This is a genomic window from Streptomyces sp. NPDC002742, from assembly GCF_042888885.1.
In the GTDB taxonomy this organism is placed as follows: Bacteria; Actinomycetota; Actinomycetes; order Streptomycetales; family Streptomycetaceae; genus Streptomyces.
The window spans coordinates 260,180-277,649 of the sequence record NZ_JBIAQF010000011.1 but is presented as its reverse complement, the minus strand read 5'-3'; the positions used below and the strand labels follow the sequence as shown (position 1 = coordinate 277,649).

The following is a 17,470-nucleotide window of genomic DNA, read 5'->3' as shown; positions in this document are numbered from 1 at the left end:
CTCGCGCATCGCACGAAGGCCGTTCCCCCTTGAAGGTGATCGTCGTGTCCACAATCCTCTGGCTGTCCACTGACTCGCGCCTCACCCTTCCTGCCCAACCGGCAAGCGCCGTACCGTAATTCACGCGAGGCGCAGCCGTCCTGCCGATGGCTGTGTGTTCCGGTCGAATCGGGGGGTTCAGATGTCGGAAGTGGCAGTTCCGGGGCTGCGGCGCGAGGCGATCGGCCTGCGCGAGGTCCTGTTCCAGAGCATCACGGCCATGGCGCCGGCCGCGGCGGTCGCCGCGTCCATTCCCTCCGGCGCGGCGTTCGCGGGCGGCAGTCTGCCGCTGTCCGTGCTGATCGCCCTGGTGGCCTGTCTGTTCACCGCGTCGTGCGTGGCCGAGCTGGCGCGGGAAATGCCTGCCGCGGGGTCGGTGGCCACTTACACCGCGCAGGGGCTGCATCCGGCCATCGGATTCCTCGTGGGCTGGGGCTATGTGTTCGTCGAAGCCCTGGTGCCGCCTCTGCTCCTCCTTCAGCTCGGGTTCACCACGGCGGGCACACTGCACCAGGAATGGTCCTCGTATCCGGACGACCTCTGGTGGCCATGGTCGCTCGCGGGCGCGGTGGTCATCGCGGTCGCGGGCTATCTGGGAGTACGCGCCTCGGCCCGCTTCGGAACCGTCCTCGGCGTCTTCGAAGTACTGGTCTTCCTCGTCTTCGCGGTGTGGCTGATCGCCAAGGCCGGCGGGAACAACACGCTGTCGGTGTTCGGGACATCCCACACCGCCACGGGGTACGAAGGGATCAGTGGTGTCTTCGCCGGGTCGGTGTACACCGTGCTCGCCTTCGCCGGGTTCGAGGCGGCGGCCCCGCTCGCGGAAGAGACCAAGGACCCCCGCCGCACGATGCACCGGGCCGTCCTCGGCGCGGCGCTCGCGATCGGTCTCGTGTACGTCCTGACGACGTACGCCATGTCGGTGTACTTCGGTCCCGACCGGTTCGCGGGTTTCGGAGCCTCCGGCGCCGCCTCGTGGGAAGGCGTGGCACGCGCTTCGTTCGGGCTGTTCTGGGTGCTGGTGTTCCTCGCGGTGGTCAACTCGACGATCGCCAACGCCAACGCGTGCGCCACCGTCTCCACGCGAACGGCCTTCGCCCTGGCTCGGATTCGGATCTTCCCGGCGCTCTTCGCCCGCCTGCACCCGAGACACCGCTCCCCCGCGGCCGGGGTGGCCGTGCAGTGCGCCGTGGCCGTGGCGGCCATGCTGAAACTCGGCCTCGCGTACGACCCCGTGACCGCGTTCCTGCTCCTCGCGACAGTGATCGTCACCGTGGTGATCGGCGTATACATCGTGGTCAATCTCGCCTGCGCGGGCTACTTCCTGCGCCGAAGACGCGAGCTGTTCAAGCCCGTGCGGCATCTGGTGTTCCCGCTGCTCGGCATCATCGCCTTCGTTCCCGCGCTGCTGACGGCCGCGGGTCTGCCGGTCTTCGACTTCGTGACCGAGCTGACCGCGCCGGTGTCGTACGCCGGGCCGGTCGTGGGTGTCTGGATGTCGGCCGGTGTCGTGATATTGATCTTCCTGCTGCGCCGCCACCCGGGGCGCATAGCCGAGACCGCCCGTGTCCACCTCGACGAGACCTCCACCCCCGCCCCTTCGCAGAGCGGAGCCGTGCAGCCATGAGCGACCCCCGCATCCTGACCGTGCGCCCCACACCGGGCGAGTTCGCCTGGACGTTCGGCGGCGTCGCGCCCGTGGCACGCATCGCGCCGGGCACGGTGCTCGATCTCTACACCGAGGACTGCTTCGCCGGACGGGTCCGCTCCGAGAAGGACTTGGTGTCCGAGGTGTGCGAGTTCCCGTTCCTCAATCCGCAGACCGGCCCCTTCCATGTCGAGGGAGCTGAGCCGGGTGACACGGTCGCGGTCCACTTCGTCTCGATCGAGCCGGCCCGTGACTGGGCGGCCTCGACGACGGTCCCCCTCTTCGGCGCCCTGACCTCCACACACACGACCGCGTCCCTGCAGCCGCCGCTGCCGGAGACCGTGTGGATCTGGCAGCTCGACCGGGAGCGGCGGACCGCCCTGTTCAGCGCGCGGGACAGCGACATCCGGATCGAACTGCCGATGGATCCGATGCACGGCACCGTCGGTGTGGCGCCCGCGAACCTGGAGGTCCGTTCCGCCCTGGTGCCCGACGCGCACGGCGGAAACATGGACACGCCGGAGATGCGGGCCGGAGTGACGTGCTACCTCGGGGTGAACGTCGAGGGGGCCCTGCTCAGCCTCGGCGACGGGCACGCACGGCAGGGCGAAGGCGAGACCTGCGGAGTCGCCGTCGAATGCGCAATGAACACGGTGGTGATCGTCGAACTCCTCAAGGGAGTCGCCACCCCCTGGCCCCGCATCGAGTCCGACACCCACATCATCTCGACCGGCTCGGCACGCCCGCTGGAGGACGCCTTCCGGATATCGCAGCTCGACCTTGTGCAGTGGCTGGTGCGCGACTACGGGTTCAGCGACCTGGACGCGTACCAGTTCGCGACGCAGACGGTCGAGTCTCCCGTCGCGAACGTCTGCGACACCAACTACACGTGCGTCGCCAAACTGCGCAAGGAATGGCTGCCCCCGCGTGAGACCCATCGCGGACTGCACGCCCGACTGCGTGAGACGGCCGCGTCACTCCGGCACTGATCGAGCGGCCCGCGCCCGACCGGCCAACGGGCTACGCGCCGCTCCCGACACCCGACTCCGGATTCTTGCCTCCCGACCCCAGACTGCGAGCGCCCAGCTCCGGGCTCGCTCACAGCTTCCGTCTCGGGGCGCGCTCCAGGGATCCAGGCTCCAAGGTCCGGGGCTCCGGACCCGAAGTCCGCGCTCCCGGCTCCAGTCACCCAACTCCCATCGCCCAACCCGCAACCCGCAACCCGCAACCTCAGCCCTCAGCCCACCGACGTACAGCTCAAGACCCAACCCCCCACCGAGCGAAAGGCCAGATCTCCATGGAGCGAGCACGGTCGTTCCCGAGCCGGCGGCGGCTGCTCAAGGGTGCAGCCCTCGCGGCTCTCCCATACGCTCTACTCCCCGATGTCAAGGCGACGGCACAGTCGGCGGCCGTCGACTATCCGGGCGCCGAGTGGACTCCGGCGACCAGCTCCAACTACACGGTGTCCGATCGCCCCTACAGCTACGACCTCGACTACGTGATCATCCACGTCACGCAAGCGACGTACACCACGACTCTGTCCATCTTCGAGAATCCGCAGAAGAAGGTGTCCGCTCACTACCTCGTGCGCTCGGCCGACGGCCATGTGGCCCAGTGCGTGAGAGAGCGCGACGTCGCCTGGCACGCGGGCAACTGGGACTACAACACCAGAAGCATCGGCATCGAGCACGAGGGCTGGGTGGACCAGCCGGCCTACTTCACCAACGCCCTCTACGAGGAGTCGGCCAAGCTCACCGCCACGATCTGCGATCAGTACGGGATCCCCAAGGACCGCGCCCACATCCTCGGTCACTACGAGGTGCCGGGCACCGATCACACGGATCCCGGGCCGAACTGGGACTGGACGCGCTACATCAGGCTCGTCAACTTCGCCTGACCAGGGGTGGCCTCGCGGCGGCCAGTGCGGGCACGCCGCGAGGCACCGACCGGAAGGGGAGCGTCACACGGGTTGTCGGGGCCCGCACCGGGAGTGACGATGGACCCAGCCGCATCACCTTCCGGGAGGCCTAGTTGACCGATCCTTGGGTGGCCCTGGAACCGGGGACCGATCCCACCGAGCGGGTTCGGCTCCTGCGCCGCGCGTACGAGTCGTTCACCGAGGCCGGGACGGTTCCGCGGCCGGTGCGTGCCGTGGTGGCGGAGTCGTGGCGGCGTTCGGCGCGGGCGGGCGTCGTTCCGGAGGGCACCGCGAAGGTCGAACTCATGGACGCGGAACTCGGTTCCTACCGGGCGGAGCATCCGCTCGCGCGGGTGATGCCGCTGTTCCGGGAGCTCATGGGAACGTTCGCTGCGGACGGGGAGCATCTTCTGGCGGTGTGCGACGCGCAGGGCAGGCTCTTGTGGGTCGAGGGCCATGCAGGGACGCGGCGGCAGGCCGGACGGATGAACTTCGTGCCGGGTGCCCGATGGTCGGAGACGGCGGTCGGTACGAACGCGCCGGGCACGGCCGTCGCCGTCGACCGTCCGGTGCAGGTGTTCGCCGCCGAACACTTCATCCGGCGTGTGCAGCCCTGGACCTGCGCGGCGGCCCCCGTGCACGATCCGCGCACCGGACGGGTACTCGGCGCGGTCGACATCACGGGCGGGGACGGGCTCGCGCATCCTCACAGTCTCGGCTTCGTACAGGCGGTGGCTCGGGCCGCCGAGGCCCACCTGGCACTGCTATCACCGCCACAGGCCATGGCCGATGCCCTCGAATTGACCGCGCTGGGACGCGACGAGGCTCAACTCGTCGCGGACGGACGGAAGATCAGGCTCAGTCGCAGACACAGCGAGATCCTGGTTCTGCTGGCGCGACATCCGGAAGGTCTGACGGGTGACGAGTTGCAGTGTGCGCTGTACGAGGACGAGTCGGTGACGCCGGTGACCTTGCGGGCCGAGTTGGCGCGGCTGCGCAGAATCCTCGGTCCGGGTCTGCTGGGATCGCGTCCCTATCGGCTCACGAGGCCGGTCGAGTCCGATGTGGCGGTCGTGGAGCGGCGGCTCGGTACCGGCGCGGTGACGTCGGCCGCGGCGGTGTACGCCGGTCCGCTGCTGCCGGGTTCGACGGCGCCGTCCGTGGTGCGGCTGCGGCGAAGGCTCGCCGACGGGCTGCGGACGGCGATCATCGCCCGGCGGGACCCCGACCTGCTGGCCGACTGGGCCCGCGCGCCATGGGGCGAGGACGATCTCGACGTCTGGCGGGCGCTGTCGGCGCTGCGTCCGGCGGCGGCCGTACACGCGCGCGTGGCGGAGCTGGAGTCCGAACAGGCCGCACCGGCCGGATGGGCGCACTCCGCACGCGGCGGCCGTACGCGACCGCCGACGCGCTGAACGAAACGGGCGCGGCTCCCTGTGGAACAGGCACGGGGTCTGGCACAAGATCCGCGACCTGCTACTCAGCGTTATGAGTCGTGTCTCGTATCAGTGGATCCGGTCCTGGTCGCGACCGGTCTGGTCCGAGCCGCTGGGCGTCTCCGACGATCTGGTCCGCCGGGACACCCGCCGAGGAGAGGCAGTCATCACTGACGACTGCGGAGGCTGCCGTAGGCCTCGCGTGTGGTGTTGTCACTGGCGACTGGGACGATCTTCGTGGCCGGCGTGAGCACGCTGGTACCACGACTCCGAGGTGGCTCGAATGAATACATGGCAGGAGCTGTCGGCGCTGGTGGAGGAGCGACTGAAGGCGGTGTCGTCCGGCGAGCGTCGTGTCTTCGCCGCCGGTGTCGCGGAACGACTTATGAGCTGGCACGAGGCATTGCCCGAGGACGAGCAGGCGCCATTCACCCTGAGCCTGCGCCCCCTGCTGAATTCCGTGTGGGAGGGCGTTCTCGGTGACTCGACGGCCTTTTCGGCGGTCAACCGTGGTGTCGCCGAGTACATGCTCAGCGAGTACTGCCACAACGATGGCCAGAACGGGCCGAATGATGCGGACGAATCCGCCGCCGCGGCGGTGTTGTATGCCGCGCATGCCCACCTGTTCGGCTGCCAGGACTTCGCCATCTGGACCAGCGCGCGGGCAGTGGAGGCCATTGACCAGCATCTTCAGTACCTGGCCGAGATGGAAGAAGTCGAACTCCCCGTCGACACGGACGAGGCACTGGCCTCCGAGCTGCAGCGTCAGCTTCGGGATCTCGATCTCATCGCGAACTTCTCGCAGCAGCTCCGCCACTCCGGCACGGGATTGCCCGTCGACACGTCGGTCCGACTCCACCTGGAGCTACGGGCTCCTCTCTCCAGCCGGAAGTGAGTGCCCGAGAAGCGCGAAGCAGGGCAGGGCGGGGCGGGGCGGGTGGGAAGCCTTCCCGCTGCGGCCGGTCACGCCGGATCCAGTCGCGGACGGTGGCGTAGTGGCCGCGGAAGCCGCGGGCAATGAACTCGCCGTGGAGACCGAGGGCGGTCATTTTTTCCGTCGGCGTCGGCCCAGCGTTGCGCCAAGGGGCCTCGAGCGGGTCGAGTTCGCTGGGAAGTTGACGCTTGCGGTCCTTGACCAAGTCCTACCAGCGGGCGGCCCGGGCGTACCGCAGCAGCGTGGTGCGGCTGCCGGCGATGCCCATGACCCCGGGCAGGACGGGCACCGGCCCGGGGCGCCAGGGCCGGCCCGATCTCAATCATCGCCCGGCGCGGCCGCTCGGCGACCCGGCCGTGACTGCGGGTCAGCCCCGACACGTGCTCCACGAACGTCCGTCTCCGCCATGCCGCAGCCGTGCAGAAGAACTGCCGGACCCGCGACACGAGTGTGCTCTCCGCCCACCAGTGGGCAGGTCTGCAGGAAAGCGCAGGTAGGAGCTGTGGACCCGTTCCGCCCACTGGGTGAAGTCGGGGCAGGAGGCGCCGGTACGCGCACCGAGCCTCGACGCGCATCACCGCGCCGTCCGTATGTACGGCTACAACCGCGACGCCGGAGACCGACGGAAACAGCGGCTCCTGGAAGCCCCTTCCTGTGGATTGGACGCGGCCCACCAGCCGGGTGTGCGCGGCCCCTACACGCCCGGCGCGGCGCCGATTCCCCGGCCGCGCAACGTCGTTGCAACGTCCGGGTTCCTAGCCTCGCGGCGAGAGCTGCCCAACGGCGGGCAGCGCTTCTCCGGGAGGCAACCAGCATGACCCGTTACGCGGCGCCCGGCAGTGAAGGCGCGATCGTCTCCTACCAGGCGCGTTACGACCACTTCATCGGTGGGGAGTACGTCGCGCCGGCTCGCGGACAGTACTTCGAGAACCCGAGCCCGTTGAACGGACAGCCGTTCACGGAGGTCGCGCGAGGTACCGCCGAGGATGTGGAACGCGCGCTGGACGCGGCACACGCGGCGGCACCCGCCTGGGGACGCACCTCGGTGGCCGTGCGCGCCGACATCCTGCTCAAGATCGCCGATCGGATGGAGGCGAACCTGGAGAAGCTGGCGGTCGCCGAGAGCTGGGAGAACGGCAAGCCGGTACGCGAGACCCTGGCGGCCGACATCCCGCTCGCGATCGACCACTTCCGCTACTTCGCGGGGGCGATCCGCGCTCAGGAGGGGTCACTCAGCGAGATCGACGACGACACCGTCGCGTACCACTTCCACGAGCCTCTCGGCGTGGTCGCGCAGATCATTCCGTGGAACTTCCCCATTCTGATGGCGGTATGGAAGCTCGCTCCGGCGCTGGCGGCGGCCAACGCGGTCGTCATCAAACCGGCCGAGCAGACACCGGCGTCCATCCACTACTGGATGAGCCTGATCTCGGATCTGATCCCGCCCGGTGTGGTGAACATCGTCAACGGCTTCGGCGTGGAGGCGGGCAAGCCCTTGGCGTCCAGCGCTCGGGTGGCGAAGGTCGCGTTCACGGGTGAGACCACGACGGGGCGGCTGATCATGCAGTACGCCTCGGAGAACATCAAGCCGGTCACACTGGAGCTGGGCGGCAAGTCCCCGAACATCTTCTTCGACGACGTGTGGGCGCAGGACGACGACTTCCGCGACAAGGCGCTCGAAGGCTTCACGATGTTCGCGCTCAACCAGGGCGAGGTGTGCACCTGCCCCTCGCGCGCCCTCGTCCAGCGCGGCCACTACCGCGAGTTCATGGAGGCGGCGGTCGCCCGCACCGAGCTCATCAAGCCCGGCCACCCGCTCGACACCGACACGATGGTCGGAGCCCAGGCGTCCAACGACCAGCTGGAGAAGATCCTCTCCTATCTGGACATCGGCCGGCAGGAGGGCGCCAAGGTGCTCACCGGCGGTGAACGCATCGAGCACGACGGGGAGCTGAAGGGCGGATACTACGTCCAGCCGACGATTTTCGAGGGCGACAACCGGATGCGGATCTTCCAGGAGGAGATCTTCGGCCCGGTCGTCTCCGTGACGTCCTTCGACGACTTCGACGACGCGATCAAGATCGCGAACGACACGCTGTACGGTCTCGGCGCCGGCGTGTGGACGCGGGACATCAACACCGCCTACCGGGCGGGCCGTTCCATCCAGGCCGGCCGGGTCTGGACGAACTGCTACCACGCGTATCCGGCACATGCCGCATTCGGCGGATACAAGCAGTCCGGCATCGGCCGCGAGAACCACAAGATGATGCTGGAGCACTACCAGCAGACGAAGAACATTCTTTGTTCTTACAGCCCTCAGAAGCTCGGCTTCTTCTAGAACCTCAAGTCGGTTGGCTGGAGGCACTGTTGCGCTCCAGCCAACCCGAGAAGCTGGTTACGCCTCACGATCAGGGCAGCACCCCTGTGCCACCCCATGCGCTGCTCGCGAGCCCGTCCCGGCCAACCGCGGGCCAAAGGCGCCTCTCTGGGAACGGAGACCGTCTGTCGAGACGGGGCAGCAGTCTCCACTGAGGTCCCCGGCCGGGCGTGTGCTGATAGGGATTCCGCTCCCTGCCCAGCAGGCGGGCCACCTGCAACTCTTCTTGGTGAACGACCATAGGGGGCCATGCACCACTGGCACAGGGGCTTCTCTCGGGTTGAACGTGCGGCGCGAGCGCCACGGAAAGAGTTTGTGCAGCTCAACGTCGGCGGAAGTCACGGTAGCGAGTGCATCGGTGGTTCCATCCGTGTTGACTACGCCGAGCACGGGCGTACCTCGCGGCCCGCGGTGCACGCGGGCCTACTCGGTGACCATCAATCGATCACTTGGGAAGGTACGCCCTCCGCATTCCACGCGACGCCCTTCCCGAAGCCGATCCACAGGTCTTGAGCATTGCTCTTGCTCAAGTTCTTCGAGGTCGAGGCGCGGTTCCCGATGTTGCCCGGGACGCTTCAGCGTCCCGGGCAACATGCTGGGCGGCCGGGCTGTCGGAAGAACCGCATGCCCCAGCCGTCGCGGTGGCAGTGACTCTTGAAACCATTCGCGGCCACATCAGACCCGTGAGCGAGGGTTCGCCGTTTGAGTCATCTGGTCGTGAACAAGGCTACTGACTGGAGAGACGGTCGATGGCGGGCATGAGACATGTGCAAGTGGGACTGTCCCATCGTGCTCCGTCAGTTCTTCGGCCTCGGTCGTGAGACACCTGGGAAGGCCGCTGAGTGGATCCGGACGCCGGCGCCATGTCGAAGTGCGGCTTCTAGCCGGTCGCGGGCCTCGGTCTGGGCAGCGATTCGTTCGTTGAGGACCGCCAGCCGTTCCAACGCTACCCGCAGGCCCTTGTCCGAGGGCGGTGCCGCGGCCACCTCGCCGTCCAGACAGGGCAGGAACACGCGCACATCGTCGAGGGTGAGTCCGGCGGCCAGCAGGCAGCGTATGTTGCGGACCCGTACCACTGCCCGTTCGTCGTAGATGCGGTAGCCGTTGGAGGCCCGCTCGGAGGAGATCAGCCCGGCCTGTTCGTAGTGCCGCAGTGCACGAGGGCTCGCCTCGGTGGCCTGAGCCAGTTCGCCGATCCTCAACCTGTTTCACCTCCCGGGCCACTCCTATCACGCCACGACCGCCCCGCCGTCAACCGGGAGCACGATCCCGGTGACGAACGATGCTGCTGGTGAGGCGAGTTGGGTGATTGCCCAGGCCACGTCCTCGGACTGTCCAATACGGCCCAGCGGAGTGTGGGCGAGCTGCCATTCGCGCACTGCGGCCATTCGCTCCGGTGTCAGGCCCTGGTGTTTGCCGATCGGGGTGTCGATCGCGCCGGGGGCGACGGCGACAACGCGGATGTTGCGGGGTGCCAGTTCGACCGCCCAACTGCGGGTCAGCAGTTCCAGTGCGGTCTTGGTCGCCGCGTAGATCGAGCTGCCGGGCCAGGCCCGCTGTCCCACCGATGTGCTGACATTGACGATCACCCCGCCGGTCACCTCCAGGAGGGGCAGCGCGGCTTGGGTCAGCAGGATGGGTGCGATCAGGTTGGTGGCGATCTGCGGCGTGATCGCCTCCGGTGTGAGGGCGCCGAGGGCACCGCTGCGCACGATGCCGGCATTGTTGACCAGCACGTCCAAGTGGCCGTGCAGCTCCCGCGCGGTGCGGATGATGCGCTCGGGCTCTCCGGCGGAGGTGATGTCCGCGGCCAGTGGGGTGATCCGCTCGTGACCGGCGGCGGTCTCGTGGAGCGGTTCGGCTCGTCGGCCGACGGCGAGCACATGGGCGCCCTCGGCAGCGAAAGCCCGGGCGGTGGCTCGACCGATCCCGGTACCGGCCCCGGTGACGGCGACGATCCTGCTGGGCTGCGGTGCGGTGCTGATGTCCATGCCGTGATCGTTCAACCCTGCCGCCAGTGGCAGGGTCAAGCGACGCGCCAGTGGGGCCCGCTGGTCCAAGGGCTCACCGGGCGAGGAGCGTGTGGACCGTTGTGTGTGGGGGCGGACTCGACTTCCTTCCGCAGGGCGACGATGAGCTCCTGCTGGGCTGCTGCGAGGCGGGACAAGGCCGTGGCCTGTAACTCCGTCAGAGCGTCTAGAGATCTTTAACGGTGCGGGTTACGGCAGTTGGACGTGACCGAGCGTTTCAGCGAGTGGGCACGTGAGTCGGCGACCGAAGCGTTCTGCCCCAACGGCGCAGGTGAGGCGGTTGGCCTTGGCGTCGAGTGACGGCCACTGAGCGTTGGTATGTCAGTGGTACCGGTTATGTTGCTGAACATGACAACTTGGATCGGCTGCGGCGTCATAGCGTGGATGGACGAGAAGCGGTACCGGGAAGACGAAACCGTCCTGGTCTACTTCAAGGGAGTCAGTCTGGCGTCCATGGCTGAAGGTCTGTCCGCGCGGAACCGGCCGCCGTTCGCTTACGGCAACGCGACGGTAGGCGACGACTGGGGCGTGATCGTGCACCATATGTTCGATCGCGACGACTACGACGAGATCGACTACCGCGAGCTGTGCCCCCAGGGCGCTGAGCTGATGGTGTTTGTTCCCAACCCGTGCGTGGCCAAGGCCCACGGGCCCGAGGCGTATCACTACCAGGATGGCCAGACATCGTCCTGCATCGACTATGAGGCTCCCGACCACGTCGGAGAATACTGGCCCAACAAGATGGCCCCCCTCATCACGGCGGCCGGACTGGACCATCAGAACGAGACCTACGAGGAGCAGCTGACCCAGCTGATCTGTGACCACCTGGGATTGCCGGCGCTGGATCGCGACACCATCACGGTGGACCGTGACCTGGTGGCCGCCTGCTACTAGTGAGCTGGTTCGGAGATGCGTGAGCAGTAGCGGCAGATCCGGTCGAGGATCTGGTCGGCGGTTTTGGTCCACTTGAACGGCCGGGCCTCGTCGTTCCAGACCTTGATCCAGTCCTCAAGTGCGGCCTTGAGGCTGTCCAGTGAGCAGAACACTCCGCGCTCCAGGCAGCGCCGCTGCAACTCGGCGAACCACCGCTCGACCTGATTGATCCACGACGAGTACGTGGGGGTGAAGTGCAGGTGGAAGCGGGGATGCGCGAGGAGCCACTTGTGCACCGCCGGTGCCTTGTGGGCGGAGAGGTTGTCGCAGATCACGTGGACCGCCAGGCCGGGCTCGGTCTGGCGGTCGATGTCGTCGAGGGGCCGCCACGTAGTCCTGGAAGGCGGGGCTTCGGGTCTGCTGATCGCACTGTCCCTCGGCGTCGGCGTCTTCGTGAGCGGCCGGTTCCGGGCGTGGGGACTACGTCGAAAGGCGGTGTCTGGCACACGGTCTTGAAAGCCGTCGTGGCGCGAGTCACCGTGGGTTCAAATCCCACACCTCGGTCGCGGCTGACTCCCGCTGGGTGCAAGCAGCCGGCGCCGTTGCGCTGTGGCATCGCTCGGCAGGGAGTCGATCAGACCTCGACCTTGACCGCCCACCTCAACCACTCTCCCCAGCTCCCATCGCCCCCGCGCACGCCCCACTCGGCCGGTACCCGCGAACGGCGCCCCCGCCATCTCGGCCCCGTGCTCAGCCGGGCTGGTGCGATACGACGAGGTGCGATATCCGAGCGTGCAGGGCGAAGGTCCGTAGGCGGCACGGCCATACGGGATCGACGCTGTACGTCGGCGTGATGCCGCCAACCGCGTCTTCGAACGGTGCTGCGCGGTGCCGACGGGGAATTCCTGGGCCACCGCATAGGGCTATCCGTGATCGATGAAGCCCTCGTCCGCGATCACGGATATCGCCGATTCGATGTTCTCGCGCGTAACACTCGGGACTACCAGCAGGCTCCCGGCCGTGAAGCGCCCGAGCCGGGCGATTTCACTGGTTACTGACTGCGCAAGTCGAACCGGGTCGTACACCTCGATGACTTGCCTGCCACCGTCCCACGCGACAGTCACATGCAGCCAGCCCTTGGCTTCCTGATTCGCCCAGTCGAACTCGTCCATGGGCACAGGCCACTCGATCCGAAAATCCATGACCGAATCCTGCCGCACTCACGCGACTGCTGCGGCACGCGAAGCACGAGACCTTACACAACGCCCTCTCAGCCCGTCGGGAAGGGGCCGGCGAGATGGTGCTGCATCGCGTAGCGGGCCGAGTCGCACATCCCCATCAAGGGTTCGTCGGCGTCCGGGGTGTCGGCGAGTTTCAGGCACAACGCCTTGCCGGGATACTGGGTTGACGCGGCGAAGGCCGTGTCCACCTTCCGTCGTGTCTCAGCCAGACACTGGTCTCAGACCCTGAGCCGTGCTCGCCGGCGTACGACGGTGTCTCGGTTGTCCAGCGCCAAAGCCTCGGCCCACAGTGCATCCCTGGGGGTGACGAGCGCAGTACATCGGTAGCCGTCTTCGCCGCGGTGCTGTTCGCGACAGTAAGGGGCCGCCAGCAAGAAATGCAATTGCTCTGCCATTTTCCAGTCGTGATCATGTGCCGCATGCGATTTTTTCCCGCTACTGCGGACTCCGCCTCCCTGGACCGTGCCGCCGCCTACCCGGCCGACGGTCCCATCACCGCCCTGACCGCTGAGAGGATCCGCGAGGAGCTCGGTGCCAACCAGTTCCGCCCGGAATGGGTCTGGCTTGCCGAGGACGAGGACGGGCACGTCCTTGCCCGTGCGCTGTGGTGGGGCCGTGCCGACAGCGAGCGCCCCATAGCGCTCGATTGCCTCCAGGTCCGCTCCACCGTTGCCGATCCGGTCGCCGTCGCCACCAGGCTCCTTGACGCCGGGCATGCCGCCTTCGGCGCCCGGCCGCTGTACAACCTCTCCCTCCCAGCGGACTGGAGCAGCCGACCGGAACTGAGCGAGGCGGTGGCCTGGCGTCGCGAGGCGGGCCTGCGTACAGGGCTGAGCCGGGAGATTCAGCGCCTGCGCTACGAGTGGACTCCGGCGGCGGGACTGCCCGAGGCCGGCGGTCGGCTGATGTTCCGCGAGGGCAGCGACGAGGAGTTCCTGGAGGCCTTCGTCCGGGTGTCGGGCGACAGCCTCGACCAGGCCACCCGTGACGAGCTGCGTACAAAGAGCGCCAGGCAACTGGCCGAAGAGGACATGAAGTTCTACCTCGGCTGCCCGGGTGAGCGCTCCTGGTGGCGGCTCGCGGAGCTGCCCGACGGCACTCTCGCCGGCCTGGCCGTCCCGTCAGCTACCCCGTACAACCGCAACGTCGGGTATCTCGGTGTCGTACCCGAGCAGCGCGGCAAGGGACTGATCGACGAGATCCTCGCCGAGATCACCCGCTTCCACGCGACCGAACGCGCCGAGCGCATCACCGCGACCACGGACACCACGAACATCCCGATGGCCACCGCCTTCGACCGCGCCGACTACGAGGTGACGGAGATCCGTATGGTTCTGGAGGCTCCGGGGGCCGCATGACGTACCGACGGGAACGGCGTTCTACCACCACGAGCCGGATAGCCCCAGGTTCGTTGGAGGGACGCGCGGGAGACGCCCGACTCGCCGGCGAGCGTCTTGACGTCGCAGACGCCGCCGGAAGGGATCTTCTCCCGATCTTCCAGCGTGGCGTCCGAGTCGTTCGGAGGACTCGATAGCGGGCGGGCGATACGGGCCGGCTTCTACCGAGCGGCGGACAAGTCACCGGGGTGGCGGCGGTGTCGAGTGGTCGTGAGTCAGGTGGCGCGGAAGGTGACACGGACGGTCAGTCCTCCGTCCTGGCCGGGGTGGGCGGTGATGTTCGCGCGGTGGGCGTCGGCGATGGATCTGGCGATGGACAGGCCCAGACCGTGACCGGTGGTGCCGATACGGTCCTGGCCGAGGCGGCGGAAGGGCTCGAAGAGGTCGGCGACCTGGTCCGGTTCGATGGTGCTGCCGGTGTTGGTGACGGTCAGGGCACGGTCGGTGAGATGGACGGTGACGCTGCCACCGGGCCGGTTGTACCGCAGCGCGTTGTCGAGCAGGTTCGTCTGCAGGTGACGCAGCAGAGTGGGATCGCCCTCGACCCGGAGCGGCTGGTCCGCCGTCAGGGTGAGCGAGAGGTCCTTCGCCCGGGCGGCGGGCTGCAGCGCGCCGGTCAACTGGCGTGCCATCGCGGCGAGGTCGACCACTTCGGTCTCCTGCAGGCCGCTGTCGCTGCGGGCCAGAACGAGCAGTGAGTCGATCAGTGTCTCCGCCTCGCGGTTCACGGCCAGCAGGTCCTCCCGTACGTCCGCCAAGCCGTCGGGCAGGGGGTCGGCCAGTCCGACCTGCAGGCTTGTCCGCTGCACGGCCAGCGGGGTGCGCAGTTCGTGCGAGGCGTTGGTGACGAAGCGGCGCTGGCCGGCGAACGCCTTCTCCAGGCGTTCGAGCATGATGTCGAAGGTGTCGGCGAGTTTGTGGAGCTCGTCGTCCGGTCCGGTGAGAGCGAGACGCTCGTGCAGGTTCTCCTGACTGATCCTGCGCGCCGCGTCCGTCACCGCCGCCACCGGCCGCAGCGCACGCCCGGCGATCCACCACCCCACGACGGAAGCGAGCAGGGTGATCAGTACCAGCCCGACGCCGGACCACAGGAGCATCTGCTGCAGCGCCGCGCCCTGTACGGCGGCCACCGTCCGGTCGACCAGCTTGAGGGCGATGCCATCGGTGTCGGTGCCGTGCGGGAGGGGGAGGCTCGTCCGACCCGGGGTCGGCGGGCTCACCGGTGTGGTCGTGCCCGTCGGACCCGCCACGCTGAACGGCCCCACCGGGCCGGCGCCGGAGACCACATCGATGTCCCGCACCTGCTGGGTGGTTCCGTAGCGAGCCAGCACCACCACGAAGGCCAACAGCACGGCCCCCGACAGTACGAACAAGACGGCGAAGGCGGCGGCGATCCTGCCCCGGAAGGGCATCTTGCGCAGGGGGCGGCGGATAAGGGCCGACCAGGTCAACGGCACAGCCGATACCCCTCACCGGCGTCCGCCACGATCGCGTCCGGCAGGCCGAGTTTGCCCCGCAAGCGGCTGACGGTGGCGCGGACCGCGCTCGTGCGCGGGTCCAGGTGCTCGTCCCAGACGGAACGCACCAGCTCCCGGTGTGTGACGGCCGCACCGCGCGCCTCGATCAGCATCAGGAGCACGGCGAACTCCTTGGGCGTGAGATCGACCGCCCGGCCGTCCACGCGCACTTCGTGCCGGGACAGGTCCAGAGAGATCCCCTGGTAGTGGTGGACGACCGGCGACGCCGTGGGCGTACGCCGGCTCAGTGCCCGCACCCGGGCGACCAGTTCGGTGAAGTCGAAGGGCTTGGTGAGGTAGTCGTCGGCTCCCAGGCGCTCCAGGCCGTAGACCCGGTCCTCGAGGGTGCCGGCCGCGGTCAGCATCAGGATCATCGGCGGATCCGCCCGTCCGCGGAGCCGGAGACAGACCGCGTCGCCCGTCATCACCGGCAGATCGCGGTCGAGGACCAGCACGTCGTAGTCGGCAAGCAGGCACATCCGTTCGGCCTCGTCGCCCGATGCGGCGATGTCGACCGCCATGGACTGCCTGCGCAGGCCGGTGGCGATGGTCCGCGCCAGGATCGCGTGATCCTCGGCTACCAGAACTCTCATGAGATCAGAAGACCACGCCCACGTTTACAGCGAGATAAACGCCGTCCGGTGCGTTCGGCCCGCGAACCGTCCGGACCCGGCGCACGATCAGCCCATCCCGGTGAGCGGACCCGGGAGCTGCGACTTTATGCGGCCGTAACAGCCTTTATGTCGCTGTGCGGGTCCGGCTGTTGTCCTGCGTCCATGAACTTCGTCAAGCGGGCTGCCTTCAGCCTGGGGGCCAGAAGAGGAAAGACCAGCCTTCTGCTCGGCATTTTCCTGGTGATCTGCACACTGCTGCTGGGCGGCTTCCTGCTCAGGGACGCGACCACCCGCCAGGAGGCCGAGGCCCAGCGGCGTATCGGCGTGGACGTCACTGTGCGCGGCGCCAACCTGACCTCACACGCGGTCGACACGCTCGGTTCCTCCCCGGTGGTTCAGCGGTACAACCCGGTGCTGCGCGGAGTGAGCAAGCCTCCGGGGCTGCCTCTCGTGACCTCGAACCTGCCGAAACCCGGCCGGCCGGAAGGAGGCGGCGACCGGGGCCAGGACGGACTGGCGGTGAACGGCATCCGTGACTCGGGGATGCTCCTCGACTTCTCCACCGGCCGTTCCACGATCGTCGCCGGTCGCGGGCTCACCTCGCAGGACAACGCCCGCAAGGTCGTTCTGGTCAGCCGGCGCCTGGCCGCGAAGAATCATCTGAAGGTCGGCGACACCATCCCCCTGGCCTCCCCCGACGGCAAGCACACGGACTCCTTCACCCTCGTCGGCGTGTACGAGGACTCCCGCCAGGACCCGCCCCGGTGGGTGGCGCCCAGCGAGCTGTCCGCGAACCAGGTGTACGCCCCGGCCGCCGCCCTGTCCGCGCTCGGCTTCGGAACCAAGCCGGACGAAGCCGTCTTCAAGATCCGCTCTCCTGAGCAGGCCCGGCAACTGCACACGGAAGCCGCCCGGTTGCTCGGCACCGACGGCTTCCGCTTCGACATCAACGACAAGGCGTACCGCGACCAGGTCCTGCCACTGCAGCGGGTCGGGACGTTCACCACCGCCCTGGTCTGGCTGATCACCCTGTCCGGAGCCGTGATCCTCACCCTGATCGTGACCATGACGATCAGGGACCGCCGCGACGAACTGGGCATGCTGCTCGCCCTGGGCGAGAAGAAGTGGAAACTCATAGGCCAGCACACCGTGGAGGTCGCGGCCGTCCTGCTGCCCGCCCTCGCTCTGGCAGCCCTGGCCGGCCGGTCCCTGGCCCACCACGCGGGCACCATGCTGCTGGTTCGCGAGCAGCACGGCGTCACCGCCGGCCAGAACCCCGCCGGCCAGAACCCCACGGTGTCGGACATCCGCATGGACATCGGCGACCTCGGCAAGGTCGCCGCCATCGGCCTGGGCATCGCCCTGGTCGCCACCGCCGTCCCCGGCATCGGGATTCTCCGACTGCACCCGCGCTCCATCCTCACCGACACCGAATAGGCCCACCCC

At 68.2% G+C, this 17,470-nt stretch carries 16 protein-coding genes; 9 read left to right on the top strand and 7 right to left on the bottom strand.

The features are described 5' to 3' along the window. Nucleotides 1–181 precede the first annotated feature (181 nt). The 6 genes from ACFYW8_RS21975 (at nt 182) to ACFYW8_RS21950 (ending at nt 8,313) form a co-directional block, all read left to right on the top strand. The gene (locus tag ACFYW8_RS21975) at nt 182–1,666 is read left to right on the top strand and encodes an APC family permease (RefSeq protein WP_389078239.1); all 1,485 of its coding nucleotides are present in this window, start codon (nt 182–184) and stop codon (nt 1,664–1,666) included. Then, nucleotides 1,663–2,676, top strand: a complete 1,014-nt coding sequence (locus ACFYW8_RS21970) for an acetamidase/formamidase family protein (RefSeq protein WP_365870443.1) — start codon at nt 1,663–1,665, stop codon at nt 2,674–2,676. The genes ACFYW8_RS21975 and ACFYW8_RS21970 overlap by 4 nt, the downstream gene beginning before the upstream one ends. A gap of 308 nt (nt 2,677–2,984) precedes the next feature. Further along, the gene (locus ACFYW8_RS21965; RefSeq protein WP_389078231.1) at nt 2,985–3,584 is read left to right on the top strand and encodes an N-acetylmuramoyl-L-alanine amidase; all 600 of its coding nucleotides are present in this window, start codon (nt 2,985–2,987) and stop codon (nt 3,582–3,584) included. A 134-nt stretch (nt 3,585–3,718) separates the two neighbouring features. Beyond that, nucleotides 3,719–5,020 carry a GAF domain-containing protein gene (locus ACFYW8_RS21960; protein ID WP_389078226.1) on the top strand — a complete coding sequence of 434 codons (1,302 nt, stop codon included), beginning with the start codon at nt 3,719–3,721 and terminating at the stop codon, nt 5,018–5,020. Between the two features lie 304 nt (nt 5,021–5,324). Further along, nucleotides 5,325–5,936 (top strand): hypothetical protein, encoded by a 612-nt coding sequence (locus ACFYW8_RS21955; RefSeq protein WP_389078221.1) that lies wholly within the window; start codon nt 5,325–5,327, stop codon nt 5,934–5,936. An 853-nt stretch (nt 5,937–6,789) separates the two neighbouring features. After that, nucleotides 6,790–8,313 (top strand): aldehyde dehydrogenase family protein, encoded by a 1,524-nt coding sequence (locus ACFYW8_RS21950; protein ID WP_389078217.1) that lies wholly within the window; start codon nt 6,790–6,792, stop codon nt 8,311–8,313. Nucleotides 8,314–9,149: 836 nt separating this feature from the next. On the opposite strand, the gene ACFYW8_RS21945 is transcribed toward ACFYW8_RS21950, so the two are convergent. Continuing rightward, complete coding sequence (locus ACFYW8_RS21945; protein ID WP_389078212.1) at nt 9,150–9,554, bottom strand: MerR family transcriptional regulator; 405 nt, start codon at nt 9,552–9,554, stop codon at nt 9,150–9,152. Nucleotides 9,555–9,581: 27 nt separating this feature from the next. After that, nucleotides 9,582–10,343 carry an SDR family NAD(P)-dependent oxidoreductase gene (locus tag ACFYW8_RS21940; RefSeq protein WP_389078207.1) on the bottom strand — a complete coding sequence of 254 codons (762 nt, stop codon included), beginning with the start codon at nt 10,341–10,343 and terminating at the stop codon, nt 9,582–9,584. Nucleotides 10,344–10,730: 387 nt separating this feature from the next. On the opposite strand from ACFYW8_RS21940, the gene ACFYW8_RS21935 reads away from it, so the two are divergent. Then, a complete protein-coding gene (locus ACFYW8_RS21935; RefSeq protein ID WP_389078202.1) occupies nt 10,731–11,276 on the top strand; it encodes a hypothetical protein in 546 nt (181 codons plus the stop codon). On the opposite strand, the gene ACFYW8_RS21930 is transcribed toward ACFYW8_RS21935, so the two are convergent. The 3 genes from ACFYW8_RS21930 to ACFYW8_RS21920 all read right to left on the bottom strand — a co-directional run bounded on the left by ACFYW8_RS21930 (nt 11,273) and on the right by ACFYW8_RS21920 (nt 12,684). Next, a complete protein-coding gene (locus tag ACFYW8_RS21930; RefSeq protein ID WP_389078198.1) occupies nt 11,273–11,761 on the bottom strand; it encodes a transposase in 489 nt (162 codons plus the stop codon). The genes ACFYW8_RS21935 and ACFYW8_RS21930 overlap by 4 nt on opposite strands. Before the next feature lie 417 nt (nt 11,762–12,178). Continuing rightward, nucleotides 12,179–12,427: a hypothetical protein gene (locus tag ACFYW8_RS21925; RefSeq protein WP_389078194.1), complete on the bottom strand. Its 249-nt coding sequence runs from the start codon at nt 12,425–12,427 to the stop codon at nt 12,179–12,181. Nucleotides 12,428–12,525: 98 nt separating this feature from the next. Beyond that, entirely contained in the window at nt 12,526–12,684 is a 159-nt protein-coding gene (locus tag ACFYW8_RS21920) for a hypothetical protein (RefSeq protein ID WP_389078190.1), read from the bottom strand. A gap of 231 nt (nt 12,685–12,915) precedes the next feature. On the opposite strand from ACFYW8_RS21920, the gene ACFYW8_RS21915 reads away from it, so the two are divergent. Continuing rightward, entirely contained in the window at nt 12,916–13,854 is a 939-nt protein-coding gene (locus ACFYW8_RS21915; protein WP_389078187.1) for a GNAT family N-acetyltransferase, read from the top strand. 254 nt (nt 13,855–14,108) lie between these two features. Here ACFYW8_RS21915 and ACFYW8_RS21910 read toward each other — a convergent pair whose 3' ends face one another. After that, nucleotides 14,109–15,350, bottom strand: coding sequence for a sensor histidine kinase (locus ACFYW8_RS21910; RefSeq protein ID WP_389078183.1), 1,242 nt, complete (start codon nt 15,348–15,350; stop codon nt 14,109–14,111). Beyond that, the gene (locus ACFYW8_RS21905; protein ID WP_365870451.1) at nt 15,341–16,003 is read right to left on the bottom strand and encodes a response regulator transcription factor; all 663 of its coding nucleotides are present in this window, start codon (nt 16,001–16,003) and stop codon (nt 15,341–15,343) included. The genes ACFYW8_RS21910 and ACFYW8_RS21905 overlap by 10 nt, the downstream gene beginning before the upstream one ends. A gap of 183 nt (nt 16,004–16,186) precedes the next feature. On the opposite strand from ACFYW8_RS21905, the gene ACFYW8_RS21900 reads away from it, so the two are divergent. Beyond that, on the top strand, nt 16,187–17,461 hold the full coding sequence (locus ACFYW8_RS21900) for an FtsX-like permease family protein (protein ID WP_389078176.1): 1,275 nt from the start codon (nt 16,187–16,189) through the stop codon (nt 17,459–17,461). The last annotated feature ends 9 nt before the right edge of the window (nt 17,462–17,470 follow it).

Bases quoted from the DNA above. Each gene is read 5' to 3' on its own strand.
- ACFYW8_RS21975 (WP_389078239.1), top strand. From the start codon at position 182: ATGTCGGAAGTGGCAGTTCCGGGGCTGCGGCGCGAGGCGATCGGCCTG.
- ACFYW8_RS21970 (WP_365870443.1), top strand. From the start codon at position 1,663: ATGAGCGACCCCCGCATCCTGACCGTGCGCCCCACACCGGGCGAGTTC.
- ACFYW8_RS21965 (WP_389078231.1), top strand. From the start codon at position 2,985: ATGGAGCGAGCACGGTCGTTCCCGAGCCGGCGGCGGCTGCTCAAGGGT.
- ACFYW8_RS21955 (WP_389078221.1), top strand. From the start codon at position 5,325: ATGAATACATGGCAGGAGCTGTCGGCGCTGGTGGAGGAGCGACTGAAG.
- ACFYW8_RS21950 (WP_389078217.1), top strand. From the start codon at position 6,790: ATGACCCGTTACGCGGCGCCCGGCAGTGAAGGCGCGATCGTCTCCTAC.
- ACFYW8_RS21940 (WP_389078207.1), bottom strand. From the start codon at position 10,343: ATGGACATCAGCACCGCACCGCAGCCCAGCAGGATCGTCGCCGTCACC.
- ACFYW8_RS21935 (WP_389078202.1), top strand. From the start codon at position 10,731: ATGACAACTTGGATCGGCTGCGGCGTCATAGCGTGGATGGACGAGAAG.
- ACFYW8_RS21925 (WP_389078194.1), bottom strand. From the start codon at position 12,427: ATGGACGAGTTCGACTGGGCGAATCAGGAAGCCAAGGGCTGGCTGCAT.
- ACFYW8_RS21915 (WP_389078187.1), top strand. From the start codon at position 12,916: ATGCGATTTTTTCCCGCTACTGCGGACTCCGCCTCCCTGGACCGTGCC.
- ACFYW8_RS21905 (WP_365870451.1), bottom strand. From the start codon at position 16,003: ATGAGAGTTCTGGTAGCCGAGGATCACGCGATCCTGGCGCGGACCATC.
- ACFYW8_RS21900 (WP_389078176.1), top strand. From the start codon at position 16,187: ATGAACTTCGTCAAGCGGGCTGCCTTCAGCCTGGGGGCCAGAAGAGGA.